This window comes from Streptomyces paradoxus (genome assembly GCF_014202475.1).
GTDB lineage: Bacteria > Actinomycetota > Actinomycetes > Streptomycetales > Streptomycetaceae > Streptomyces > Streptomyces paradoxus.
This window is the reverse complement of sequence record NZ_JACHGV010000003.1, coordinates 155,676-179,839: the sequence shown is the minus strand read 5'-3', so window position 1 is coordinate 179,839 and position 24,164 is coordinate 155,676. Positions and strand designations below refer to the sequence as shown.

Sequence of the window (24,164 nt, the reverse complement as noted above, 5' to 3'; positions counted from 1 at the left end):
CCGTGTCGTCCACGCACTCGTCCCTGAGCCGCCATTCTCACCCGAACAGGTGAGGAGTGGTGTTCTTCCGTGGTGTCCATCTGACCAAATCGGCCAGGGAGATACGTCAGACCCCGGACTCAACTCCGTGTACTGCTGGGGTATGACACGGAAGGGCGGTTCCTCCCCCGACCCGTAGGGGTCGTGCGGAGAGGGCGGGCTAGCCGGCCCGGTGCACCACCGCGTCGCACAGTTCCAGGAGCGCCGTCTTCGCGGTGCACTCCGGCAGGGGCGCGAGCGCCGAACGGGCGTCCTGGGTGTAGCGGACGGTGTCCCGCCGGGCCTGCTCCAGCGCCGGGTGGGCCCGCAGCAGGCGCAGGGCCTCGGCGTGCCGGGCGTCGTCGGTGAGGTCGGAGTCGAGCAGCTCGCACAGGGCGATGTCCTCGGCGAGCCCGAGCCGGGCCGCCCGCTCGCGCAGCCGCAGCACCGGCAGCGTGGGGATGCCCTCGCGCAGGTCGGTGCCGGGCGTCTTGCCGGACTCGTGGGAGTCGGAGGCGATGTCCAGGACGTCGTCCGCGAGCTGGAACGCGACGCCGAGCCGCTCGCCGTACTGGGTCAGGACGTCCACGACCGTGTCGTCGGCGCCGGACATCATCGCGCCGAACCGGCACGACACCGCGACCAGCGAGCCGGTCTTGCCGCCCAGCACGTCCAGGTAGTGCTCGACGGGGTCCCGGCCGTCCTGCGGCCCGGCCGTCTCCAGGATCTGGCCGGTCACCAGCCGCTCGAACGCCTCGGCCTGCACCCGCACGGCCTCCGGGCCGAGGTCGGCCAGGATGTGCGAGGCGCGGGCGAAGAGGAAGTCGCCGGTGAGGACCGCGACGGAGTTGCCCCAGCGGGTGTTCGCGCTCGCGACACCGCGGCGCACGGAGGCCTCGTCCATCACGTCGTCGTGGTACAGCGTGGCGAGGTGGGTCAGCTCCACGACGACGGCCGACGGCACGATCCCGGGTGCGTACCGGTCGCCGAACTGGGCGGAGAGCATCACCAGCAGCGGGCGGAAGCGCTTGCCTCCGGCCCGCACCAGGTGCTGGGCGGCCTCCGTGATGAAGGGCACCTCACTCTTGGTGGCTTCGAGCAAGCCTTCCTCGACAGCCGCCAGTCCGGCCTGGACATCGGCTTCCAGAGCCTGGTCCCGCACGCTCAGCCCGAACGGCCCGACGTCGGTCACGAGGGGTCTCCTGTCTGCTGTGTCTGCCGGTGTTTACGCGGATTGTCGATACGTCGCTGCCCTCACTCCGGCCAGCGTATCCGGTCACGTTTCGATCACCGCCAGCACCCAGGGTTACAGGCCGGGCGGTATCCGATCACGACCGTTATGTTTTCGATCAACCTATAAGAACAGATATAAAACGACTTACCCATAGGTAGGGAACTATGCACGATTTGCCGTGATGAGTCGATGAATTCCCCTTGGCGGAAATTGCCCTGCGGGCTCGCGATCAGTGAGTTGAATCACTTGTTCCCCTTCTTCGCCCCACCTCGACATCGGCCCGTACCGCCTTCCCCGGAACGCCAGTTGAGCCTTGGCTCCCGCAAAGGATCAAGCGGCCCAAAAAGCCCCGACCAAGGTCAACCGCGCGATATGTGACTGAGGTGCTTGTTCCCGACATGTGCTCTCGCATACGTTCCCGGCCTGTCCGGCGGACGCCCAATCCTGCCGCCGCCCGGACTCCCCACAGGAACCGACTCACTCACGCAGGGCAGGAGCGGGGGACCCAGGTAAGTCGCCGGTCCGCACAGCGGCACGGCTCGGGGTGAAGCCGCGCACGGCACACAGCGCCGTACGCGGCCGGGCACCTCCCGGCCCGAACCCGACAGCTCACCTCGCAGGCGCCGGAGAGGAATTTCGCCATGGCCGGACGAGGCAAGCACCGTCGCCCCAGAACCAACCCGCTGACCCGAGGCTTCATCGCCGCCGGCACCGGCGGAGCGGCACTCACCCTGCCGCTCCTCGGCGCCACGCACGCGAGCGCCGCCGCGCCCCAGAGCGCACCCGCCGCCGCACAGTCCGTGCCGCAGGCGGCCCAGCCCGCCAAGTCCCTCGCGTACACCGTGGTCAAGGGCGACTCGCTGGCCCGCATCGCGGACAAGTACGACGTCTCGGGCGGCTGGAAGCAGCTCTACAAGGACAACCGCGCCGCCGTCGGCGACAACCCGAAGCTGATCCACCCGGGTCTGAAGCTGACGGTGAAGACCACCAAGACGGACGCGAAGAAGAAGACGGCGACCAAGTCGTCCGCCCCCGCCAAGCCGGCCGGCGGCGTCGCCCAGGCCACCCAGGCGTCCGCGAAGACCTACGCGAACAACCTCGACGGGTGGATCCGCGAGGCGCTGGACATCATGGCGCAGAAGGGGATCCCCGGGTCCTACGACGGCATCTACCGCAACGTCATGCGCGAGTCGTCCGGCAACCCCCTGGCGATCAACAACTGGGACTCCAACGCCGCCAAGGGCACCCCGTCCAAGGGTCTGCTCCAGACCATCGACCCGACCTTCCAGGCCTACCACGTGGACGGCACGTCGTGGGACCCGTACGACCCGGTCGCCAACATCACCGCGGCCTGCAACTACGCGGCCGACCGCTACGGCTCGATCGACAACGTCAACGGCCCGTACTGATCCGCCCCGCCCAGCAGTCGTTCGAGGACGACAGCGATGCCGTCGTCCTCGTTCGACAGGGTGACCTCGTCGGCCACGGCCTTGAGTTCGGGATGGGCGTTGGCCATCGCAACCCCGTGCGCGGCCCAGTCGAACATCGGGATGTCGTTGGGCATGTCGCCGAAGGCGATGGTGTCCGCCGGGCGCAGCCCCAGATGCTCGGCGGCCAGCGCCAGGCCCGTCGCCTTGGTGATCCCGCACGGCTGGAGTTCTACCGTGCCGGGCCCCGACATCGTCACCGTCGCCAGTGAGCCGACCACCGAGCGGGCCGTCGCGGCCAACTCGTCGTCGGACAGATGGGGATGGCGCAGCAGCACCTTGCTGATGGGCTCGCCCCACAGCTCGTCGCGCCGCTCGACCCGCACGGCGGGCAGGGTCGGGTGCGGCATCAGGTAGCCCGGCTCGATCAGCGTGAGCCCGTCGACCCCGTCCTGGTCGACCGCCGCGTACACCTGCCCCACCTCGGCCTCGATCTTGCCCAGGGCGGTCTCGGCCAGTTCCCGGTCCAGCGTGATGGACCACAGCAGCCGGTCCGCGCCGGCGTCGTACACCTGCGCGCCCTGCCCGCACACCGCGAGCCCCGTCGCGCCGAGGTCGTCCAGGAGCGGCCGCACTCTCGGCGCCGGCCGGCCGGTCACCACGAGGTGCTGGGCACCGGCGTCCGCCACCCGCGCGAGCACGGCGAGGGTCCGGTCGGAGAGGGTGTCGTCGCCGCGCAGCAGCGTCCCGTCCAGATCGGTGGCGATGAGTGAATATGCGATGGGTGCGGCCATGATCAGAGAATACGGACAGCGCGCCCCTTCGTTTCATCGTACGACCGACGCCGATTGCCCGGTTGAAGGCCTCTGCACCGGTTGGCAACAACATGCTCCGCTACCTACCCGAGGGGCCGCATCGAGCGGTACCTTCCAAGTGTCCAGGGGGGACTTGATCGGGGGGTCGGGTTGAGCAGTGGGCGCATTCGCGTGGCCGGGCCCGGGGAGCTCGGCGAAGGGGAGAGGGAGCGCTGGCGTGCGCTGCGCGCCGCTTCCGAGGCACCGCGCAACCCCTTCATGGAGCCGGAGTTCACCGAAGCCGTCGGCCGGGTCAGGCCGGGGGCCCGGGTGGCTGTGGTGTACGAGGGGCTGGACCCGGCCGGGTTCCTGCCCTACGAGCGCGGCCCGTTGGGGCAGGGCCGGGCGATCGGGCTCGGTGTCTCGGATGCGCAGGGCGCGATCCTGCGGCCGGGTCTGGACCTGGAGACGGACCGGCTGCTGAGGGCCTGCTCGGTGTCGAGCTTCGCCTTCGACAATCTGGAGGCCGAGCAGCGGCTGTTCGCCCGGTACGCGGCCGAGGAGCACGCCACCTACGTCATCGACGTGGAGAAGGGCTACGAGACGTACGAGTCGGTGCTGCGCTCGCAGTCGCCGAAATTCCTGAAGACCACCCTGGCCAAGGAGCGCAGGCTGGGCCGGCAGGGCGGCGAGCTGCGGTTCGTCTTCGACGAACGCGAACCGGCCGCGCTGCGCACGCTCATGGAGTGGAAGTCCGCCCAGTACCGCAGGACCGGCCGCCGGGACCGGTTCGCCCAGGAGTGGATCACCCGGCTCGTCGGGCAGCTGGCCCGGACCCGGGCACCGGAGTGCAGCGGCACGCTGTCGGTGCTCTACGCCGGTGAGCGGCCCGTCGCCGCGCACTTCGGGCTGCGTTCGTCCTCGGTGCTGGCCTGCTGGTTCCCGGCCTACGACCCGGAGTTCGCGAAGTTCTCGCCCGGTCTCGTGCTGCACCTGCGCATGGCCGAGGCGGCGGCCGCCGACGGCATCGGCATGCTCGACCTGGGGCGGGGCGCGGCCGAGTACAAGGACGCGCTGAAGACGGGCGAACTGCCCGTGTACGAGGGTGCGGTGACCCGGCCGGGGGCCGGGGCGGCACTGCACTGGCTGAGCCGCGAGCCCACGCGCCGCGCGCACAGCTTCGTCCGCAGCAGGCCGCGGCTCGCGTCGCTGGCCGCGCGGACGCTGAAGGGCGCGGCTCGGCTGCGCCGTACCTGACACACAAGGGGGGTGGGCGCATGGCCCGTTCGGCGCGTGCGCAGGAGGAGATCCGGCGGTTCCTGGACATCGGGGCGGTGCAGGTCGCAGAGCTGGACCTCGACGGTGACGAGGCGGTGCTCAGACCCGGCCCGGGAAGCCCGCCCGTGACGCACGGCGAGGTGTTCGTACTGGTCAGGAGGGGCGGCCGACCCGTGGGCACGTTGCTCGGGCGGGTTCCGGAGGGGGCGGATCCCAGAGCCGTGCTGGCGGAGCGGGCGCGGGCGGAGTTCGGTCCGGCCGTCTTCGGCGACCCCGGGGAGCCGCCGTTCACGAGTGTCGTCGTCGCCACCCGGGAGCGCGCCGGGCAGCTGGCCCGGGCGCTGGACTCGCTGCTGGCGCAGGACCATCCGCGGTTCGAGATCGTCGTCGTCGACAACGCGCCCGTCACGAGCGAGACGCGGGAGCTGATCGAGCGGAAGTACGCCGAGCGCGTGCGGTACGTCCGTGAGCCTGTTCCGGGACTCGCGGGCGCGCACAACGCGGGGCTGGACGCCGTGCGCGGCGAGGTGGTCGCCTTCACCGACGACGACGTGGTCGCCGACCCGCGCTGGCTGACCGAGCTGAGCGCGCCCTTCGCCGCCGACGCCGGGCTCGGGTGCTGCACCGGGCTGATCCTGCCCGCGCGGCTGACCACCCCGGCCCAGGTGCTGCTGGAGAGCCACGGCGGCTTCGCGAAGGGCTTCACTCCAAGGACGTACGACCCCGCGTGTCCGCCGGGCGACGAACCGCTGTTCCCGTTCACGGCCGGGCGGTTCGGCTCGGGCGCGAACATGGCGTTCCGGACGGCGGTCCTGCGTTCCGTCGGCGGCTTCGACCCGGCCACCGGCGCCGGGACGGCCGCCCGGGGCGGCGACGACCTCTACGGCTTCGTCCGCGTCCTGGCCCAGGGCCACCGGCTGCGCTACACGCCGTACGCCCTGGTGTGGCACCACCACCGGGAGACCTGGCGGGACCTGGAGACCCAGGCGTACGGCTACGGAGCCGGGCTCACCGCGTACCTCACCGCGGTGCTCGTGAACCGGCCCGCGCTGCTGCCGGCGTTCCTCACCCGGCTGCCGCGGGGTCTGGCCCATGCCCGCGCGCTGACCGCCGTACGCGAGGCGGAGGGCGGAGGGACGCCGGGTGATCACGACGTGCGGACGCATCCCTGGCCGCGGCGGCTGTCGCGGTTGCAGCGCAGGGGGATGCTGTACGGCCCGGCCGGCTATCTGAAGGCGCGGCGCGCGCTGCGCGCGACCGCTCGCGACGAGACGGCCCGGGGGGCGAGATGAAGACGGACGGCAGAGGCCGGGCGGAGCGGGGTGCGCAGGAGGGTGAGGGGCCGACGGTCCCGCCCCGTGCCCACGGCACTCCCGCCATCCCCGTCTTCCTGTACCACTCCGTGATGGACGATCCACCGGACTGGATCGCCGAGTTCACGGTCACGCCGAAGCAGTTCGGCGCGCACCTCGACGCCGTGGTCCGCAGCGGGCGCACACCCGTGACCATCAGCGCGATCGCCGATCACCTGGCCAGGCGGGCGCCGCTGCCGCCCCGGCCCGTGCTGCTCACCTTCGACGACGGGTTCGCCGACCTGCCCGGCCCCACCGCCGCGGCGCTGGCCGAACGCGCGCTGCCCGCCACCGCCTACCTCACCACCGGCGCCATCGCCCCGGGCGGCCGCAGCCTGCTGCCGCCCGCCCCGATGATGGCCCTGGCACGGGCGGCGGAGCTGGAACGTTCCGGCATGGAGATCGGCAGCCACACCGTCACGCACGCGCAGCTCGACACCCTGTCCGCCAAGGCCCTGGCGTACGAACTGCGTACCTCCAAGGCCGTACTGGAGGACGCCCTGGGGCACGAGATCCGGCACCTCGCCTACCCGCACGGCTACAACAGCCCCCGGGTACGGGCGATGTCGGCCCGGGCCGGCTACGAGACGGCGACCGCCGTGCGGCACGCGCTCAGCTCCGACCGCGACGAGCGGTACCGCATCGCCCGGCTCATCGTCCGGCGGACCCACACCGTCGCCGACGTCGAGGGCTGGCTGGCGGGGGCCGGCGCACGGATCGCGCCGTACCGCGACGGGCCGAAGACGATCGCGTGGCGCTGGTACCGGCGGGCCCGTGCGGTGGTGCACGGGCCCGAGTTCGCGGGCTGACCCTGCCGGGGCTACTTGAGCGGCTGGTTGAGGTACGGGTCGGAGACCGCCTTGCGCAGGCTGTCCCAGGCCGCGTCGTTGGCCAGCGCCAGGTTGCAGTGCGGCCCAGGGTCGCGGTAGTTCCACTGGAGGGCGGCCTTGACGCCCTCCAGGCCCCTGAGCACGCCGGGCACCTGCCCGTACCACTCGGCCTGCCGCTGCGGGCGCGCCGGGTCCGCGGCGGTGCCGAACTCGGAGAGCATCAGCGGCTTGTCGTCGGAGATGTTCGCGCGGATCCAGTCGTGCGTGGCGTTCTGGGTCTGCGCGAAGGTCAGCCAGCCCGCTTCGTGGCAGCGGTAGTAGTTGTACTGGTTGTAGCCGACCCAGTCGACGTAGTCGTCGCCCGGGTACATCTTCTTGATCTCGTCGGCGTGGTCGAGGTACCCGGTGGTGATCCACGTCCACACCACGTTGTCGACGCCCAGTTCGCGGAACCGGTCGTGGATGTGCCGGTAGGCCTTCACGTACTCGGCGGGCGTGCCGTTGTCCGGGGTGCGGGTGTCCATCTCCAGGTCGAAGGAGAGGAACACCTTCTTGCCGTAGTCCTTGATGCGCCGGGCCTGGACGTCGATGACCTCGTCGTCCAGCTTGCCGGCGGCGATCTGCTTCCAGGTCGGCTGCTGCCGCTTCGTGCCGCCCCACCACTTGCTCTCCCAGGACAGCAGCAGCAGGTGGTCCTCGCCGACGCGCCGCTCCTCCGGGGTGAGCAGCTGGCCCTCGCGCCGGGTGCCCTCGGGCAGGGACATGTCGTGGTACGTGTACACGATGTCGAGCTCGCGGCCCACGCGCTTCTCGTAGGCGCGCACCTTCTCCGGCAGGTCGTCCCGCTCGTGCGGCACGAACGCCCCGAACCAGGCGCCGCAGGGCGGTTCCAGGAGGGCCGTCGGGCGGCAGTCCGCCTTGGAACCGGCGGCTCCCGGGTCGGGCCCGGACGCGTTCCGCAGGGCGAGTACGGCGACCAGGACCGCGCTGACGACCGTGGCCGACGTGATCAGCAGACGGCGCCGGCTCGACGCGAACGGTCCGGAGGCCGACTGCCCTGCGGATGGTTTGCGGTGCTGTCCGACGGTGTCGGGGTCGCGGCGAAAGGGACGGCGGGGACGGTTGAACCTCACTGAGCGGAACCCTTCGGTGTCCTCGGCGTCGTCGCCGGCGGCGGGGAGGCGCGCAGCGGCGGACAGAACGCGACGAGTGTGGTCAGCAGCGTCAGCGTCAGCAGCACCCGCTGCGCGCTGAAGGTGTGCGTGGCGATCAGCACGGTGGCGACGAGCATCACGGCGCCGATGCTCAGGAACAGCGTCAGCATCAGCCGCTCCAGCAGGTCGGAGTGGCGGGCGAAGTCCGGGTCCCGGCGCTCCACGGGCCCCTCGGCGGGCCGCGCCCCCATCGCGGGGGCGCAGACTCTGACCACGGCCGCGCCCGGGCCCGCCGCCAGGAAGAGCACGACCGCGGCGCCCCGCAGCGGTGATCCGCCCGGCAGGGCGAGCGCGGCCAGCGCCAGCCAGCCGCCGAACGGCGGCAGCATCCGGATCACGAGTTCCTGCGGTGTCATCGCTCCGCTCCCCCTGACTGCTTCAGTGCGTAGAGCCATCCGGCGCCGTTCTCCGCCACCAGCCGGAAGCGCGGCGAGGCCGCGAGGGACTTCCGGATGCGGTCCAGCTGCGCCTTGTCGAGCTGCCCGTTCATCTCGGAGTTGGCCAGCTGCCCCTGGGTGAGCAGGAAGTAGGCGCGGGCCGGCCGCTCCACCCCGGCCATGTCATCGGCGAGGGTGGCGGCCGGTTCCCGGACGATCTTGTCGACGTGGCTGCGGGCGTCGTCGAGGAACCAGTAGTGGTCGATGCTCCAGTAGGAGGCGTACGCGTCCGGGTAGTTGCGGTTGGCGGCGACGACCAGCGAGCCGTCGGGCGCCTGGTCGAAGAGCTGCCGTACGAGGGCCACTTCCTGCGGTGGGAAGTAGTTGATCCGGTCCTTGCCGGAGTAGGCGGGGACGAACGCCAGGGTCCCGCCGAGCAGCGCGGCCAGCGGCACCCAGGTGCCGATGCCCCAGCGGCGGGACCGGGCGGTGCCGGTGGCCTGCCGGTCGCCGGTCTCCTGCGCGGCGGCGCCGGCGGCCAGGGTGCGGACCTTGGGCAGCAGAGCGGCTGCGGCGAAGAAGGCGGCGCCGGGCAGCATGAACAGCAGCACCCGGAAGATCATCTCGCTGCCGTAGCTGCTCGCCGCGAACATCGGCAGCGGGGCCGCCGCGACCAGCAGCAGGGGCCGGGCTCGGTGGCGCAGCACCCGCTGGCGCAGCACGCCGACGGCCGCGAGCAGCAGCACGGAGCCGGACAGCAGCCGGGCCGCCCAGGAGGTCGCGATCGCTCCGGTGCCGGTCGGGGTGGCGCCGTAGCCCGTCTCGACGTTGGCGCCGACGTCGCCGATGGAGCGGATCATGTCCGGCATCGCCGCGGACAGGAAGGGCAGCGCGGCCGTGAGGCACCAGGCCAGGAAGATCACCACGGTCGTGACCAGCGGGACCCAGTCGCGGTAGCGGCGGCTCAGGCACAGGGCGAGCAGGCAGACGGCCAGCATGCCCGGGGTGAGCTGGTGGGAGATGACGATCGCCACGATCATGACGGTGATCACCACCGTCCACACCGCCTGCCGCGGCCGGCCGCGCCGCACGGCGGACCGGCCGAAGCGGCGCAGGACGACCGCGAGCACGCCCACGTGCAGCGCGTACGCCACGGACTGCGGGGAGAAGTAGTCCTGCCCGACCCAGTTGGCGACGCAGAAGAGCCAGACCGCGGTCCAGATCAGCCGCCGGTCCTCGGTGAAGGTGCGGTAGATCAGCAGCAGCGGGAGCAGCAGCATCAGGCTGGAGGCCAGGGGCCACCAGGCCATGAACATCGCCGCCGAGTCCACGCCCAGCAGCCGCTGCAGGGCGGCCTGGGCGGCGAAGAAGCCCGGCCACTGGTCGTACACCGCCATGTCGCCGACCTGATCGGCCGTCTGCAGGCCGCCGGCCGTCAGCAGATGGTCGATGACCGCCTCGTGCTTCCACGCCCAGGCGTACAGCGGCGTCGGGTAGAGCACGGCCTGCGTGGCCCGCTCCATCACCAGCAGGCCCAGCACGTACGCCGCCGGCCAGGCGCCCGGCCGGCGCGGGTCGCGGACCGTGAACCAGAAGCCGGTGGTGAGCACCGCGAGCCCCGCCCAGAAGGTGGGGTGCAGCGCGCTGACCAGCCCGTAGTCGTCGAGCCGAGAGACATCGGTGTGCCGCATGGCGTACGCCCAGAGTGCGAGCGCGACGAGCAGCGGCAGCCCCGGCCAGGCGAGAGCGCGGCGCCCGGACCAGGCGGGGGGCAGGTCGGACAGATCCGTCACGGGCTCATGGGCGGGGCTCGACGACTCCGAGGAGGAGGGGCTGGAGGACTGGCTGGCCGTCTCGGGGCCGCTGCCGGGGGTGTTCGCGCCGTCCCGTGCGGGTGTGGGTTCTGGCGTGGATCTCTCCCTCGGTGTGACTGGCGGACGCACGGTGGTTCCCCCCTGGCGGTTGCTCTCTTCGGCTCTGTTCGGCTCTGCGCGGCCTCTGTTCGGCCTCTGTCGGTCCGGGGCCCGGATCGGTCTCGGCTTCCCGTTGGATCAGTCGCGGGGTGGGCCGCTCGGTGGTGCGTCGGCCGTTCGGTCGGCTATGGGGCTCGTTGTGACTGTCGTGCGGGAGCGCGCCCACGCCGTCACGGCGCGGTGGAGCAGCAGGAGCAGCGTGAGGGCGACGAGCAGGGGCGGCGCGAGGGGTGCGAGCGCGTCACGCCACACCCAGCCGCCGACCGCGACGAGATACAGAACCCCCCAGCGCCCCGGCCACGGCAGCCGCCCGCCCGCGCTCGCGAGCAGCAGCCCCAGTGGTACGAGACACAGCAACTGGCAGACCGGCGATGCCCAGCGCAGCAGCGGCTCGGGTCCGCCGAGCCCCACCGCGTCCGCCAGGAAGCCGGCCGTCTTCTCATACAACGCCCCGTCCACCGGCGGCGGTTCCCGTCCGAGGGCGGCCGGTGCGGTGTACAGGGCGATGAGGGCGGCGCCCAGCGCCGTGCCGGGCAGCCACGCGTCGCGCCGGGTGCTCAGCGTGACGGCGGCGACGAACACCACGAGCAGCAGGCCGCCCGCGGTGAGCGACGGCAGGGGCAGGCCCTCCAGCAGCTGACGGCCGGTCAGGGTCGCTTCGGTGGCCCGGTCGAGCCACGGCAGGTCCCGCAGCGGGGCCCAGAAGAACACGACGGCGACACCGAGCAGGCTCCACAGGGCGCCTCTCAGCCGCCGTTCCCGCGGCTCCTGGTCCGGTTCCCCCGGGTCGTGGGGCGGTGGCTGCCCGGCCGGCCCTTCCGGCCGCACGATCAGGGCCAGCGTGTCCGCCTGCAGCGCCTCGCGCTCGTAGCCGGGGCGCCCTATGAAGAGCGTGACCGTCTCCTGGTCGCCCTCCTTGGACTCGTAGGCGGCCCGGCGGGCCCACGTCGTGCCGTATCCGGCGGTGGCGTTGAGTTTCGCCCAGTGGGTGCCGTAGGCGGGTTCGGTGGGCGTGCGGACGGCGGGTGGGCCGTCGTCGTGGCGCAGGGCCGCGCGCAGCCCGGCCACGGAGACGACGGCGATCAGCGTCATGCTCAGCAGCACCGCCCAGCCCGCGCCCGCGATACCGGACGGGGTGAACAGCACGGCCGCGCTGCCCAGCACCAGGGCGCACATGGCCCCTTGGAGCGCGGCGAGCACACCCGTGCGCCCCTGGACGCGCAGCACGCCGATGTAGAGCTCCACCACCACCCGCGGCAGGGCGCCCAGGGCGAGCAGCCTCAGCACGGTCGAGCCGTGCTCGGCGTAGTCGGGGCTGAAGGGCGTGAGGATGTACGGGGCGAAGACGACCAGCACGGCCACGACCGGGACCAGCAGCAGCGTCATGCGCCGCAGGGCACCCCGGACGCCGTCGGCGAGCTGGCGGGGGTCGTGCGAGGCGTGCGCGGTGAGCGACGAGGCCATGTTGATGGCCATGAACTCCATCGTGCCGCCGACGGTGTAGGCCACGTAGAAGTAGCCGTTCTCGGCGGCGCTGAAGCGGACCGCGACCATCACCGGCAGCAGGTTGATCATCGCCAGGCTGAACAGGGCGCCCAGCGAGTCCCCGGCCAGGAAGCGGCCCATGTCCTTGATCTTCGGGACTTCCTTGTCCCGGTCGGCCTCCGCCTGGCGCGGGATGAGCCGGCGGAAGATCAGCCAGCCCAGCGGCAGGGTGGAGAAGGCGATCGCCACCGCCCAGGAGACGAAGATGCCGAGCACGGGCAGCATGCCGGCGAAGACGGCCAGGAGGACCAGCTTCCCGACCGAGAACACCGCGTTCCCGGCGGGCACCCACTCCGCCTTGCGCAGTCCGGTGAGCACTCCGTCCTGGAGGGTGAGCAATGCCCACGCCACGCAGGCCGCGACGAACACCGCTCCCGCCACGGGCGTGCCCAGGGGCGCGTAGGAGGCCCCCCACGCGTCGAGCGTGAGCAGGAAGACGGCGGCCGCGAGCGCCACGACCAGCGAACTGGCCACGTACGTGCCCCACACCAGGCGCCCGGTCTGGCGTCCCGCGCGCGGGACGAAGCGGACGACGGCGCCGATCATCGTGGTGGCGGTGATGCTGGCGAGCAGCCGCATCGCGGCGATCGCGGCCGAGCCCTGGCCGACGGCCTCCTCCGTGTAGTAGCGGGCGGCCACCATCCAGAATCCCAGGCCCAGTACGGCGGAGACGCCGGTGCTGAGCATGAGGAAGTAGGCGTTCTTGAAGAGCGAGTCGTGGGTGTGGTCGCCACCGGCAGGCTTCGGTCCGCCGCCGCCGGTGCGCGCGGCGGCGGGCTCGTGCACCTGGATCTCAGTCACGGGACTGTTCCAGCCCTCCCGGTGTCGGCCTGCTCCGAGGCAGCTCTTCCTCTCCCGGCGCCCGCACCGGCCGCGCCCCGGACCGCTCCAGCACCTCGGCCGCCGCCCGCGCCCGCAGCGGATCCACGGGCAGCGCGTGCCGGGCGAACCAGCGGGCCGCCTCGGGCGCCGGCGAGGGGTCGGTGAACTCCGCACCGGCGTAGTCGTCCAAGGGCGGGTCGTAGAGGTAGCCGACGACGATGCCCTGTCGTGCCAGAGCCGCCACCACCGCGTCCCGGTCGGCCACGAACAGCGGCACACGGAACAACGGCTGCGTGCCGTAGGTGTCACGCGGCTTGGCCCAGGGCGTGGCGAGCAGCAGCTCCGTGCCCGCCCGGCAGGCGTCCAGGACGTCGTCCAGCCGGTCGAGCCCCCGGCCGATGCGCCGCAGCCGCAGCCGGCCCGCCTCCAGGCGGTAGTCGTGCATGTCGACGCGCACCCATGGGTGGTGGGCGTCGAGCCCGGGCGTCTCACGGGCGGCGAGGGCGAGTTCGTCCGGGCGCAGCGGCATCCGGATCTCCTCGCGGTCCGCCAGCCCCAGCAGCCGGATCGCGGCCCATGCGGCGCGCCGCAGCCGCAGCCCGCGCACCGCCGCCTCCGCGTACGGCCGGACCAGATAGGCCAGTTCGGCACTGGTCCGGCGCGGCGCGAGCAGTCCGGCGCAAGTCTTCTCCACCGCCTCCCGCAGTCCCGGGTCGGCGAGCGAGAGCATGCCTCCGGCCTTGGCCCCGACGTGCTTGGACAGGCTGAACACGGAGGCCTCGCCCCACGCCCCGACCGGTCTGTCCCCCACCCGGCTGCCGATCGCGTGCGCCCCGTCCTCGAACAGCGGGATGCCCAGCGTGTCGCACTTCTGCCGCAGGCGCGGCGCCGGGTCCGGGTTCCCGTACAGGTTCGTCGTGAGCACGGCCGACACCGAGCCCCACACCTCGTCCGGCACGGCGTCGACGTCGATGGACGCGTCGAGCGGGTTCAACGGCGCCTGCACCGGCCGCAGTCCGGCCGCGAGCACGACGAAGAAGATCACGTCGTCGTTGACCGGCGACATCAGCACCCGCCCGCCGGGCGGGCACCAGTGGCGCAGCGCCACGTACAGCCCGAAACGGCACGACGGTACGTACACACATTCCCGGCCGAGCCGGGCGCGCATGGTCTCTTCCAGCCGCTTCGGCTGTGCACCATGCCGCACCGAACCCGGACCGGCCTCCCCTATGGCCATCCGCCCCCCAGATGTGCCGTGGGAAAGCCCCCTCCCCGAGGCCTTCCGGCACCCGCCCAGAGTCGCCCCGTTCGCACCGCTCCGTCAAGATTGCGTCGCGTCCTGTGGATAACTTCCGGCACGTACGAATGTGGCGTCCCGTCCGGCGCGCCGGAGTCGCCCCGTCCGGTCCCACCCGGGCCCACCTGCCCCGTTCGTCCCTCTCCGCCTCCTCGGACTCTGCCCAGGACCGGCGTGTCACCCGTAACGTGTGGCACGACCACGAACACGTGGCGACGACATGGCACACCCGAAAGCGAGGCAGCACCCGATGCCCCCCTTCGATGTCCCCGAGGGCGACCCCTTCGGCCCGCACAACCTGCCGTACGGCGTGTTCTCCCTGCCCGGCTCGTCCCACCGGACCGTGGGCGTCCGGCTCGGCGACCACGTGCTGGACGCGGGCGCGGCGGCCCACGCGCTCGGCTCGCCATACGCCTCCCTGCTCGCGCGGCCGACCCTCAACCCGCTGCTGGCCGCCGGCCGCACGGCCTGGTCGGACGTGCGCCGGGCGCTGACCGCCTGGGTGACCGTGCCGTCCCACCGCGAGACCGTCGCACCGCTGCTCCACCCCCTGGCGTCGGTGACCCTGCACCTGCCGTTCGAGGTCGCGGACTACGTCGACTTCTACGCCTCCGAGAACCACGCCCGCAACGTCGGGCAGATGTTCCGCCCCGACGCCGAGGACTCCCTCACCCCCAACTGGAAGCACCTGCCGATCGGCTACCACGGCCGCTCCGGCACGGTCGTCGTCTCCGGCACGGAGGTCGCCCGCCCGTCCGGCCAGCGCAAGGCGCCCACGGACGCCGCTCCCGTCTTCGGCCCGTCCGTCCGCCTCGACATCGAGGCCGAGGTCGGGTTCGTCGTCGGCGTGCCCTCCCGGATGGGCGCGCCGGTGGCCCTCGGCGACTTCCGCGAGCACGTGTTCGGGCTGTGCCTCCTCAACGACTGGTCCGCGCGCGACATCCAGGCGTGGGAGTACGTGCCCCTCGGCCCGTTCCTCGGCAAGTCCTTCGCCACGTCGGTGTCGGCCTGGATCACCCCGCTGGACGCCCTGGAGGAGGCGCTCGTGGCGCCTCCGGCCCGGACGCACGAGCTGCTGCCCTACCTGGACGACAGCGACGAGGAACCCGGCGGCTACGACCTGCGGATCAGCGTCGCCGTCAACGGCCACGTCGTCTCCGAGCCCCCCTTCTCCACGATGTACTGGACGGCCGCCCAGCAGCTGGCGCACATGACCGTCAACGGCGCCTCCCTGCGCACCGGCGACCTGTACGGCTCCGGCACCGTGAGCGGCCCGGCGGCAGGGGAGCGCGGCTCCCTGCTGGAGCTGACCTGGAACGGCCGCGATCCGCTCGAACTCCCCGACGGCAAGCGGACGTTCCTGGAGGACGGCGACGAGGTGACCCTCTCTGCCTGGGCTCCGGGGCCGAACGGCGTGCGGGTGGGGCTGGGCGAGGTGACGGGGCGGGTGGTCCAGGGCTGACGCCGACCCGCCGGGAGCCGGCTCTCCGGGGCGTCCGACGGTCGCCCCTCCCGTCTCTTCCGTTGTCGTTCAGCCCCTGACGCACACCGCCCGGCCCGTCATACTGGGCGCGGGGCGGTGTGCCCGCACGTACGCCACGCTCGGCGTGGCCACCGGTGCGCACAGCGACCGCCCTCCCCCGCACGACCCGTAGCCGCCCCTCTTCCGACGAGGAACCGGAGCCCGTGGCCATGACCGTCTGCCTGCTCCTGCTGAGCGTCGTCGCCGTGACGGCCGCCGTCCCCGCTCCCCGTGCGCTCACCCGGGCCGCGTGGCCCGAGCGGGAACCGGTGGTCGCGCTGTGGGTCTGGCAGTGCCTGGTGGCCACGGTTCTGCTGTGCTGCGTGACGGCACTCTCGCTGGGCGCCGCGGCCGTCTTCGGTACCGTCCGCGCCCAGCTCTTCGCCCCGGCGCCCCCCGCGGTGACCGCGGCGTACGACCTGTCCACCGCCCCGCCCTGGGCCGCCGCCCTCACCCTGCTGCTGGCCTGCGGTGCCGCCTGGACGACGGCGATGCTCGCGCGGGAGCTCGTCGAGGCCCGCCGGCGCCGCGCCCAGGCCCGCGCCCACCTGCGCGAGCGCGCCCCCGACCTGCCGGCCGGCCTGCCCGCGGCGCGGGGACCGCTGCTGGTCCTGGAGGACGAGTACCCGGAAGCCTGGTGGATGCCCGGCAGCCCGCCCCAGCTGATCGTCACCACGGGTGCCCTGCACCGCCTCACCGGCCGCCAGATCGACGCGGTCCTCACCCACGAGCGGGGTCACGCCCGGGCCCGCCACGACTGGTTGCTGCACCTGTCCACGGCCCTGGCCACCGGCTTCCCGCGCATCCCGCTGTTCGCCCACTTCTGCGACCAGACCCACCGCCTGGTCGAACTGGCCGCCGACGACACGGCCTCCCGCCGCTGCGGCCACCTCACCACGGCCCTGGCCCTGATCGAGCTCAACCAGCACCGCGGCGTCCTGTCCTGCGCCTCCAGCCACCGCCTGCTGGGCGAGCGGGTCGACCGGCTCCTGGAACCGCCGCCCCGGCTGGGCCGCCGGCACCGGGCCCTGACCACCACGACGGCGGCACTCGTACCGCTGCTGCCCCTGCTGATCGCGTTCGCCCCGGGCCTGACGGCACTGTCGTAGCCGGGCCGGGCCGGGCCGGGCCCGGCGGCTGGGGGGGTCTCGCGGGTGCACCGGTCCGGCGGTTCGCGGCGCTCGCGGGCGTACCGGCCCGGCGGCCGTAGCCTCCCGCGTGGCGTGCCGACCCGGCGGCCGTCGCCTCTTGCGGGGCGTGCCGTCCCGGCGGCCCTCGGTGTCCGCGGGCGTACCCGGCCCCTGCGGTCGGTGGCTCCCGAGGCACACCCGGCCCGGCGGTTCGCGGCGCTCGCGGGCGCGCCGGGCCGGCGGCCGTCGGCTCTCGCGGGCGGGCCGTCCCGGCGGCCGGTGGCGGATCTCCTCGCGGGGTGGCCGAAGCGCCAGGTCATCCGTCGGGTCGGTCACACTCCCGGTGGCGCAACATTCCCGCAACACCACTTTTCCTATCGGATAGGTATGGTCCGAACCATGCCCAGTGACCGCATCCGAGACCACGCCGGACAGGGAGCCGCGACCACCGTCGCCGCCCACCGCGCGCGGCGACGGCTGCGCGCCGACCGGGCCCGGCAACTGGCCGACCCGCTCCGCCGATTGCTGCTCACCGGCGCCTTCCCCGACGGTGTCCTGCCCCACGAGTCGACCCTCGCGACCGAGTACGGCGCCAGCCGCAACACGGTCCGCGAGGCGCTCGACCTGCTGCGGGCCGAGGGCCTCGTGGAGCGCCAGCCCGGCGTCGGCACCGTGGTCGTGGCCCACAAGTACCCCCACGGCCTCGACCGCCTGATGGGCCTCGCGGAAACCCTCCGCGAACACGGGCAGGTCACCAACGAGGTCCGCACCATGGGCCCCGCCCCGGCACCCGCGCCGGTCGCCGACCGCCTCGGACTCGCCCCCGGCACCGACGTCCTCTACATCGAACGCCTGCGCAGGCTGGGCGGTCTGCCCCTGTCCCTCGACCTCACCTACATCCCCCTGGACATCGGCACCGGACTGCTCGGCGCCGACCTGGAGAACACCGACGTCTTCCGCCTCCTGGAAGCAGTCACCGGCCAGCGCCTCGGCCATGCCGAGATCACCCTGGAAGCGGTCAGCGCGGACACCCATTCGGCCGCCGTGCTCGAAGCCCCGCGCGGCGCCGCCGTCCTCATGCTGGAACGCCTCACCCACCTCGCGGACGGCCGCCCGGTCGACCTGGAGTTCATCCGTTTCCGCGGCGACCGCATCACCATGAGCGGCCTGCTGCACCGGACCCGGTAACCAATCCGCTCGCGCACATCCCTGGAGACAGCCATGCCCTTGGCGCCCCAGCGGGCCGACGTGCCCGTGACCATCGACGAGTCGAAGTGCATCGACGGCTGCACGCTCTGCGTGGACATGTGCCCGCTGGACTCCCTCGCCATCGACGAGCGCAACGGCAAGGCCTACATGCATGTCGACGAGTGCTGGTACTGCGGCCCGTGCGCGGCCCGCTGCCCCACCGGGGCCGTCACGGTCAACATGCCCTATCTGCTCCGGTGAGAGGCCGAAACCGTCATGTCCCGAACCACCATGCAACGCACAGCAGTCGCGATCTCCGCCGGCGCCCTCCTGCTCCCGCTCAGCGCCTGCGGCGGTGACGCCGAGGCCGGCGGCGGCTCCACGGTGACCGTCACCGTCGGCTACCAGTCCAGGACGATCAACACCGTCACGGCGGGCACCCTGCTCCGCTCCCTCGGCTCCTTCGAGAAGCAGCTCAACTCCCTGCACGACGGCGTCAACTACAAGGTGAACTGGCAGGACTACGCCACCGGAGCCCCCATCACCGCGCAGATGACCGCGGGGAAGATCGACATCGGCTCGATGGGCGACTTCCCCCTCCTCATCAACGCGGCCCGCGGCAAACAGCTGAACAGCCCCACCCGCCTGGTCTCGGTCACCGGCTACAACCTCCGCGGCGGCCTCAACACCATCGTCACCGCACCCGGTTCGAAGCTGACCTCCCTGAAGGACCTGAAGGGCAAGAAGGTCTCCACGAGTGTCGGCTCGGCCGCCGACGGCACCCTCGTACGGGCCCTGCAGCGCGCCGGCATCGACCCGAACAGCGGCATCGAGAAGCTCAACCAGCAGCCCTCCGTCGGCGCCTCCGCCCTCGCGGCGGGCAGCGCGGACGCGCTGTCCCAGTTCGTCGCCTGGCCGGGCCTGCTCGCCTTCCAGGGCAAGGCGAAGGCGATCTACGACGGGGCCCGGCTGAACCTGCCCACCTTCCACGGCGTCACCGCCCGCGAGGACTTCGCGAAGCAGCGCCCCGCCGTACTGGAGGCCTTCCTGAAGGCCCAGGCGGAGGCGACCGACTACCTGAACGAGCACCCGGTGGAGGCCGCCGAGAAGGTCGCCGAGGCGACCGGCCTGCCCGCGGAGGTCGTCTACCTCTACAACGGTGATCACGGCATCGCCACCTTCGACCCGGCCATCAAGCCCCAGCTCGTCTCCGCGCTGAAGCAGGACGTGTCGATCCTCAAGTCGGCGAAACTCACCGGCGACGTGGACGTCGACTCCTTCGTCGACGACCGGTACGTGAAGAAGGCCCTCGGACCGGATGCGTACGCGAAGCATCTCGCCACGAAGCCCGCACCGGCCACGAGCGAGGCGTGGCCCAAGGGCGCCTCGAAGACCGTCACGTTCGACTCCCCCTCCCTGCTGCTGCGTTACGTGGCCGGGCACCGTGACGACCTGCGCGCCGCCTACGTCCCCGACACCACCACCGGCACGCTCTGGTTCGCCGACAAGGCCGTGTGGGTGGCCGACGGCGACAAGCTGCTGCCCTTCGTCACCCCCGACACCGCGCAGGCGTACATCGCCGCACACGGCGGAGCGCGGGTCGTCTCGTACGCCGACGCCCTGGAGCGGGCCTCGTGAGGCGGTACGCGCTCCGCGTGGTGTCGCTGGCCGCCGCCCTCGGCCTGTGGCAGGCGCTGACCAGCTGGAACGTCGACCTGTGGCTGCGCTTCTCGCAGTTCCCCACGGTCACCGACGTGGCCCGGACCTTCGCCGCCCGGGTGTCCGGTCCGGACTACTGGACGGACCTCACCGACAGCCTCGCCAGGATCCTCACCGGTTTCCTGCTGGCCGCCGTCCTCGGTGTGGCCACGGGCGTGCTCGTGGCGCGCTCGCGTCTCGCCGAGGACCTGCTCGGACCGGTGCTGGAGGTGATCCGGCCGGTCCCGGCCATCGCCCTGGTCCCCGTCGCGATCCTGCTCTTCCCCTCCAACGAGCAGGGCATCGTCTTCATCACCTGCACCGCCGCCTTCTTCCCGGTGCTGGTCTCCACCCGGCACGCGGTGCGCGCCCTGACGCCCGTGTGGGAGGAGGCCGTGCGCACCATGGGCGGCGGCCGGTGGCGGATCCTCGGCTCGGTCGTCCTGCCGGGGGCGCTGCCCGGCGTGTTCGGCGGCCTGTCCGTCGGCATCGGCGTCTCGTGGATCTGCGTGATCTCCGCCGAGATGATCTCCGGCCAGTACGGCGTCGGTTACCGCACCTGGCAGGACTACACCGTCGTCGACTACCCCGGCGTGTTCGTCGGCATGGTCACCATCGGCGTCCTCGGCTGGCTCACCTCCACGGCCGTGGAACTGCTGGGCCGCCGCCTCACCCGCTGGCTGCCGCGCACCGCGTACGTGCCCGGTGCCCGGCCACCCCGGCCCGACCGGCCCGTGACACCGGCACCGGCCGCCCCCGCCGCCGTCCCCGGAGGGGCCCGATCCGAGGAGGCACGCGATGAGCACCTCGTCTGAGACCATCTCGAACACCCCGCCCGGGGCTGCCCGGGACTCCTCGTCCGAGGCCGCCGCCCCCGCCGCCCCCGTACGCGGGACCCGGCTCACCCTCGCCGGTGCCTCCCTCGGCCGCCCCGGCGCGCCCGCCCTGGACGAGGTCGGCCTGGACATCGCCCCTGGCGAGATCCTCACCGTCGTCGGCCCCTCCGGCTGCGGCAAGTCGACCCTGCTGCGCACCCTGGCCGGTCTGCTGTCGCCGCTCGCCGGCGAGATCACCCAGGACGGAAAGCCGCTGACCGGCCCCTCCGCCGACCGCGCCCTGGTCTTCCAGGAGGACGCCCTGCTCCCCTGGCGCACCCTGCGCGCCAACGTCGAACTCCCCCTCGCGATCCGCGGCGTGCCCCGCGCCGAGCGCCGGAAGCAGGCCCAGACCTGGCTGGAGCGGGTCGGGCTCGGCTCGCAGGAACGGCAGTTGCCGCACCGGGTCTCCGGCGGGCAGCGCCAGCGCGTCCAGCTGGCCCGCGCCCTGGCCGGACGCCCGCGCGCCGTCCTCATGGACGAGCCGTTCGGCGCGCTCGACGCGCAGACCCGCGCGGGAATGCAGGACCTGCTGGTGGAGGTGCTCCAGGGCACGGGCGCCACCGTCGTCTTCGTCACCCACGACGTGGACGAGGCACTGTTCCTCGGCGACCGCGTGGCCCTGCTCGGCGCGGGCGGCCTCCTCGCCGTCCGGGACATCCCCCGCCCGCGCGAGCGCGGCGCACACGACGACCCGGCGCGCGTGGCCCTGCGGCGCGACGTCCTCACCTCGCTCGGTACGTGAAAGGCACCCCGGTGACCACCTCCGTGAACCCCCCAGCGGACACCCCCCTGGCCGTCCCGCCCCTCGCCGACGCCGAGGAACTGGCCTGTGACGTACTCGTCATCGGCGGCGGCACTGCCGGCACCATGGCCGCCCTGACGGCCGCCGAGCACGGCGCGAACGTGCTGCTGCTGGAGAAGGCCCACGTCCGTCACTCCGGCGCGCTCGCCATGGGCATGGACGGCGTCAACAACGCGGTCATCCCGGGCCGCGCCGAACCCGACGACTACGTCGCCGAGATCACCCGCGCCAACGACGGCATCGTCGACCAGTCCACCGTCCGCCAGACCGCCACCCGCGGCTTCGGCATGGTGCAGCGGCTGGAGTCCTACGGCGTGAAGTTCGAGAAGGACGAGCACGGCGACTACTCCGTCCGCCAGGTGCACCGCTCCGGCTCCTACGTCCTGCCGATGCCGGAGGGCAAGGACGTCAAGAAGGTCCTGTACCGGCAGCTGCGGCGGCGCGAGATGCGGGAGAGGATCCGCATCGAGAACCGGGTCATGCCGGTGCGTGTCCTCACCGCCGGGGGGCGGGCCGTGGGGGCGGCCGGCTTCAACACCCGCACCGGGCGGTTCGTCCAGGTCCGCGCGGGCGCGGTGATCCTCGCGACGGGCGCCTGCGGCCGCCTCGGCCTGCCCGCCTCCGGCTACCTGTACGGCACCTACGAGAACCCCACCAACGCGGGCGACGGCTACGCCATGGCCTATCACGCGGGCGCCGAGCTCACCGGCATCGAGTGCTTCCAGATCAACCCGCTGATCAAGGACTACAACGGCCCGGCCTGCGCCTACGTCGCCAACCCCTTCGGCGGCTACCAAGTCAACCGGCACGGCGAGCGCTTCGTCGACTCCGACTACTGGTCGGGCCAGATGATGGCCGAGTTCGCGGCGGAGGTCGCCTCCGACCGGGGCCCGGTCTACCTGAAGCTGAGCCATCTCCCCGAGGAGTCGGTCTCGGCCCTGGAGACGATCCTGCACTCCACCGAGCGCCCCACCCGCGGCACCTTCCACTCCGGCCGCGGCCACGACTACCGCACCCACGACATCGAGATGCACATCTCCGAGATCGGCCTGTGCGGCGGCCACTCCGCCTCCGGCGTCCGCGTGGACGACCACGCCCGCACGACCGTGCCCCGGCTGTACGCGGCCGGCGACCTGGCCTGCGTCCCGCACAACTACATGATCGGCGCGTTCGTCTTCGGCGACCTCGCGGGCGCGGACGCCGCCCAGTACTCGGCCTACGACGGGGAATTGCCGGGGGACCAGCTGCGCGAGGCGCACGAGCTGATCTACCGCCCGCTGCGCAACCCCGACGGCCCTCCGCAGCCCCAGGTCGAGTACAAGCTGCGCCGCTTCGTGAACGACTACGTGGCCCCGCCCAAGTCCGGCGCCCGGCTGTCGCTGGCCCTGGAGGCGTTCGAGCGGATGCGGGACGACATCGCCGCGATGGGCGCCCGCACCGCACACGAACTGATGCGCTGCGCCGAGGTCACCTTCATCCGCGACTGCGCGGAGATGGCCGCGCGCTCCTCCCTGGCCCGTACGGAGTCCCGCTGGGGCCTCTACCACGACCGCCTCGACCATCCCCAGCGTGACGACGCGTCCTGGTTCCACCATCTCGATCTGCACAAGTCCCCCTCTGGTGCGATGGAGTTCACGGCCCGCCCCGTGGCTCCCTATCTCGTTCCGGTCGACGGCTTCGATCCCGTCGGTGGCCCGTCCCGTGTTCTCGGCGAGGTCCACGCCGAGGATGTGGCCACGGCCGGCTCGCGGGACGTGGCGCCGGTCGCGGCACTGGTGGGAGCTGCGGACCCGGAGCCCACTGCGGCGCCGCAGACTTCGGTCACCGCCCCGTCCGGTGAGGAGTCCTCCGCCCGCCTGCTCGAACTCGTCGCCCTCGCCGAGGAGCAGCCCGAACTCGGTGCTCTTCAGCCGTACTTGACGGACCCCACGCCCGCCGTGCGCCGCGAGGCCGTCGCCGTGCTCACCGAGACGCTGCCGCCCGGGACGGGCACCGCCCTCGCCGCCGCCCTGCGCGACAGCACCGCCGAGGTGCGGGCCACCGCGGCCGCGTCACTGCGCGAGCTCGTCGAGACACTCCCGGCCGAGCCCGACCTGCGCGACGGCCTCGCCGCCGCCCTCGCCGAGCCGGACCCGGTGGTCCGCGCCGCCGCCCTGGACGTCCTGCGCGCCCTGCGTCTCGGAGACGCCGCCCTCTTCGCGGACTCCCTAGCCGACTCCGACATCGCCGTCCGCATCGAGGCCGTCCGCGCCCTGGTGTCGGTCGACGCGGCAGGCGAACTGGCCCGTGCCGCGGTCGGCGACCCGTCCCGCGAGGTCCGCGTCGCGATCGCCAAGGGCCTGGCCACGGTGGGTGCCGAGCGCCCGGCCGATCGCGCGCCGGCCGCCGATCCCGCCGCCGACGCGATCGAAGCCGCCCTCACCGGCCTCCTCGACGACCCCGACGCCCTGGTGCGCGCAGCGGCCTACGGGGCACTGGGGACGACCGGCTGCCCGGCGCCCCTCACCGCGCGCGCCGTGGCCGCCCTGTCCGAGCCGGCCTGGCAGGTCCGGGCCGGAGCCGCCACGGCCCTGTCCGTCGCCGACCCCGACGTGGCCGTCGCAGCCCTCGCCAAGGCTCTGGCGGACTCCAACGCCGACGTCCGCAAGGCCGCCGTCCTGGCCCTGACCCGGCACCGCGCGACCGAGGAGGCCCGGGCGGCCCTCGCCACGGCGACGACGGACTCCGACGCGGATGTCAGGGCGTACGCGGGACGGGCGTTGTGACCGGTCCGGCCCCGTGCCCC

19 protein-coding genes and 1 riboswitch are annotated in these 24,164 nt (G+C 72.9%); of the genes, 12 read left to right on the top strand and 7 right to left on the bottom strand.

Annotation, left to right across the window (positions count from 1 at the left end; all coding sequences use genetic code 11):
- Positions 1–199: 199 nt before the first annotated feature.
- A complete protein-coding gene (locus HNR57_RS10430) occupies positions 200–1,210 on the bottom strand; it encodes a polyprenyl synthetase family protein (RefSeq protein WP_184559187.1) in 1,011 nt (336 codons plus the stop codon).
- A gap of 502 nt (positions 1,211–1,712) precedes the next feature.
- Positions 1,713–1,890: riboswitch (cyclic di-AMP (ydaO/yuaA leader) on the top strand.
- Between the two features lie 3 nt (positions 1,891–1,893).
- On the opposite strand from HNR57_RS10430, the gene HNR57_RS10425 reads away from it, so the two are divergent.
- Positions 1,894–2,661, top strand: coding sequence for a transglycosylase SLT domain-containing protein (locus HNR57_RS10425; protein WP_184559185.1), 768 nt, complete (start codon positions 1,894–1,896; stop codon positions 2,659–2,661).
- On the opposite strand, the gene HNR57_RS10420 is transcribed toward HNR57_RS10425, so the two are convergent.
- Entirely contained in the window at positions 2,625–3,473 is an 849-nt protein-coding gene (locus HNR57_RS10420; RefSeq protein ID WP_184559183.1) for an HAD family hydrolase, read from the bottom strand. The genes HNR57_RS10425 and HNR57_RS10420 overlap by 37 nt on opposite strands.
- Before the next feature lie 171 nt (positions 3,474–3,644).
- Here HNR57_RS10420 and HNR57_RS10415 point away from each other — a divergent pair, with 171 nt between their 5' ends.
- From HNR57_RS10415 to HNR57_RS10405, 3 genes are all read left to right on the top strand, one after another.
- Entirely contained in the window at positions 3,645–4,730 is a 1,086-nt protein-coding gene (locus HNR57_RS10415; protein WP_184559181.1) for a GNAT family N-acetyltransferase, read from the top strand.
- 20 nt (positions 4,731–4,750) lie between these two features.
- The gene (locus HNR57_RS10410) at positions 4,751–6,043 is read left to right on the top strand and encodes a glycosyltransferase family 2 protein (RefSeq protein ID WP_184559179.1); all 1,293 of its coding nucleotides are present in this window, start codon (positions 4,751–4,753) and stop codon (positions 6,041–6,043) included.
- A 113-nt stretch (positions 6,044–6,156) separates the two neighbouring features.
- Complete coding sequence (locus HNR57_RS10405) at positions 6,157–6,912, top strand: polysaccharide deacetylase family protein (RefSeq protein ID WP_184560340.1); 756 nt, start codon at positions 6,157–6,159, stop codon at positions 6,910–6,912.
- 11 nt (positions 6,913–6,923) lie between these two features.
- Here HNR57_RS10405 and HNR57_RS10400 read toward each other — a convergent pair whose 3' ends face one another.
- The 5 genes from HNR57_RS10400 to HNR57_RS10380 form a co-directional block, all read right to left on the bottom strand.
- Positions 6,924–8,066, bottom strand: coding sequence for a glycosyl hydrolase (locus tag HNR57_RS10400; RefSeq protein WP_313673315.1), 1,143 nt, complete (start codon positions 8,064–8,066; stop codon positions 6,924–6,926).
- A complete protein-coding gene (locus HNR57_RS10395; RefSeq protein ID WP_184559177.1) occupies positions 8,063–8,503 on the bottom strand; it encodes a hypothetical protein in 441 nt (146 codons plus the stop codon). The genes HNR57_RS10400 and HNR57_RS10395 overlap by 4 nt, the downstream gene beginning before the upstream one ends.
- Positions 8,500–10,317 (bottom strand): glycosyltransferase, encoded by a 1,818-nt coding sequence (locus tag HNR57_RS10390; RefSeq protein ID WP_184559175.1) that lies wholly within the window; start codon positions 10,315–10,317, stop codon positions 8,500–8,502. The genes HNR57_RS10395 and HNR57_RS10390 overlap by 4 nt, the downstream gene beginning before the upstream one ends.
- A gap of 258 nt (positions 10,318–10,575) precedes the next feature.
- The gene (locus tag HNR57_RS10385; protein WP_313673313.1) at positions 10,576–12,843 is read right to left on the bottom strand and encodes a lipopolysaccharide biosynthesis protein; all 2,268 of its coding nucleotides are present in this window, start codon (positions 12,841–12,843) and stop codon (positions 10,576–10,578) included.
- Positions 12,836–14,101, bottom strand: coding sequence for a DegT/DnrJ/EryC1/StrS family aminotransferase (locus HNR57_RS10380; protein WP_184559173.1), 1,266 nt, complete (start codon positions 14,099–14,101; stop codon positions 12,836–12,838). The genes HNR57_RS10385 and HNR57_RS10380 overlap by 8 nt, the downstream gene beginning before the upstream one ends.
- Before the next feature lie 310 nt (positions 14,102–14,411).
- On the opposite strand from HNR57_RS10380, the gene fahA reads away from it, so the two are divergent.
- The 8 genes from fahA (at position 14,412) to HNR57_RS10340 (ending at position 24,144) form a co-directional block, all read left to right on the top strand.
- Entirely contained in the window at positions 14,412–15,623 is a 1,212-nt protein-coding gene (gene fahA, locus HNR57_RS10375; protein WP_184559171.1) for a fumarylacetoacetase, read from the top strand.
- A 230-nt stretch (positions 15,624–15,853) separates the two neighbouring features.
- The gene (locus HNR57_RS10370) at positions 15,854–16,792 is read left to right on the top strand and encodes a M56 family metallopeptidase (RefSeq protein ID WP_184560336.1); all 939 of its coding nucleotides are present in this window, start codon (positions 15,854–15,856) and stop codon (positions 16,790–16,792) included.
- A 420-nt stretch (positions 16,793–17,212) separates the two neighbouring features.
- On the top strand, positions 17,213–18,001 hold the full coding sequence (locus HNR57_RS10365; RefSeq protein WP_184559169.1) for a GntR family transcriptional regulator: 789 nt from the start codon (positions 17,213–17,215) through the stop codon (positions 17,999–18,001).
- Between the two features lie 33 nt (positions 18,002–18,034).
- Positions 18,035–18,262, top strand: coding sequence for a 4Fe-4S dicluster domain-containing protein (locus tag HNR57_RS10360; RefSeq protein WP_003992261.1), 228 nt, complete (start codon positions 18,035–18,037; stop codon positions 18,260–18,262).
- Between the two features lie 30 nt (positions 18,263–18,292).
- The gene (locus HNR57_RS10355) at positions 18,293–19,639 is read left to right on the top strand and encodes an ABC transporter substrate-binding protein (protein WP_184559167.1); all 1,347 of its coding nucleotides are present in this window, start codon (positions 18,293–18,295) and stop codon (positions 19,637–19,639) included.
- The gene (locus HNR57_RS10350) at positions 19,636–20,514 is read left to right on the top strand and encodes an ABC transporter permease (protein ID WP_184559165.1); all 879 of its coding nucleotides are present in this window, start codon (positions 19,636–19,638) and stop codon (positions 20,512–20,514) included. The genes HNR57_RS10355 and HNR57_RS10350 overlap by 4 nt, the downstream gene beginning before the upstream one ends.
- Positions 20,498–21,319, top strand: coding sequence for an ABC transporter ATP-binding protein (locus HNR57_RS10345; protein ID WP_184559163.1), 822 nt, complete (start codon positions 20,498–20,500; stop codon positions 21,317–21,319). The genes HNR57_RS10350 and HNR57_RS10345 overlap by 17 nt, the downstream gene beginning before the upstream one ends.
- A gap of 11 nt (positions 21,320–21,330) precedes the next feature.
- A complete protein-coding gene (locus tag HNR57_RS10340) occupies positions 21,331–24,144 on the top strand; it encodes a fumarate reductase/succinate dehydrogenase flavoprotein subunit (protein WP_313673306.1) in 2,814 nt (937 codons plus the stop codon).
- The last annotated feature ends 20 nt before the right edge of the window (positions 24,145–24,164 follow it).

What these genes read in the sequence shown, in the direction of transcription:
- HNR57_RS10365 (WP_184559169.1), top strand. Translation starts at nt 17,213, where the DNA reads ATGCCCAGTGACCGCATCCGAGACCACGCCGGACAGGGAGCCGCGACC.
- fahA (WP_184559171.1), top strand. Translation starts at nt 14,412, where the DNA reads ATGCCCCCCTTCGATGTCCCCGAGGGCGACCCCTTCGGCCCGCACAAC.
- HNR57_RS10370 (WP_184560336.1), top strand. Translation starts at nt 15,854, where the DNA reads ATGACCGTCTGCCTGCTCCTGCTGAGCGTCGTCGCCGTGACGGCCGCC.
- HNR57_RS10360 (WP_003992261.1), top strand. Translation starts at nt 18,035, where the DNA reads ATGCCCTTGGCGCCCCAGCGGGCCGACGTGCCCGTGACCATCGACGAG.
- HNR57_RS10425 (WP_184559185.1), top strand. Translation starts at nt 1,894, where the DNA reads ATGGCCGGACGAGGCAAGCACCGTCGCCCCAGAACCAACCCGCTGACC.
- HNR57_RS10395 (WP_184559177.1), bottom strand. Translation starts at nt 8,503, where the DNA reads ATGACACCGCAGGAACTCGTGATCCGGATGCTGCCGCCGTTCGGCGGC.
- HNR57_RS10345 (WP_184559163.1), top strand. Translation starts at nt 20,498, where the DNA reads ATGAGCACCTCGTCTGAGACCATCTCGAACACCCCGCCCGGGGCTGCC.
- HNR57_RS10355 (WP_184559167.1), top strand. Translation starts at nt 18,293, where the DNA reads ATGCAACGCACAGCAGTCGCGATCTCCGCCGGCGCCCTCCTGCTCCCG.
- HNR57_RS10420 (WP_184559183.1), bottom strand. Translation starts at nt 3,473, where the DNA reads ATGGCCGCACCCATCGCATATTCACTCATCGCCACCGATCTGGACGGG.
- HNR57_RS10410 (WP_184559179.1), top strand. Translation starts at nt 4,751, where the DNA reads ATGGCCCGTTCGGCGCGTGCGCAGGAGGAGATCCGGCGGTTCCTGGAC.
- HNR57_RS10405 (WP_184560340.1), top strand. Translation starts at nt 6,157, where the DNA reads ATGGACGATCCACCGGACTGGATCGCCGAGTTCACGGTCACGCCGAAG.
- HNR57_RS10380 (WP_184559173.1), bottom strand. Translation starts at nt 14,101, where the DNA reads ATGGCCATAGGGGAGGCCGGTCCGGGTTCGGTGCGGCATGGTGCACAG.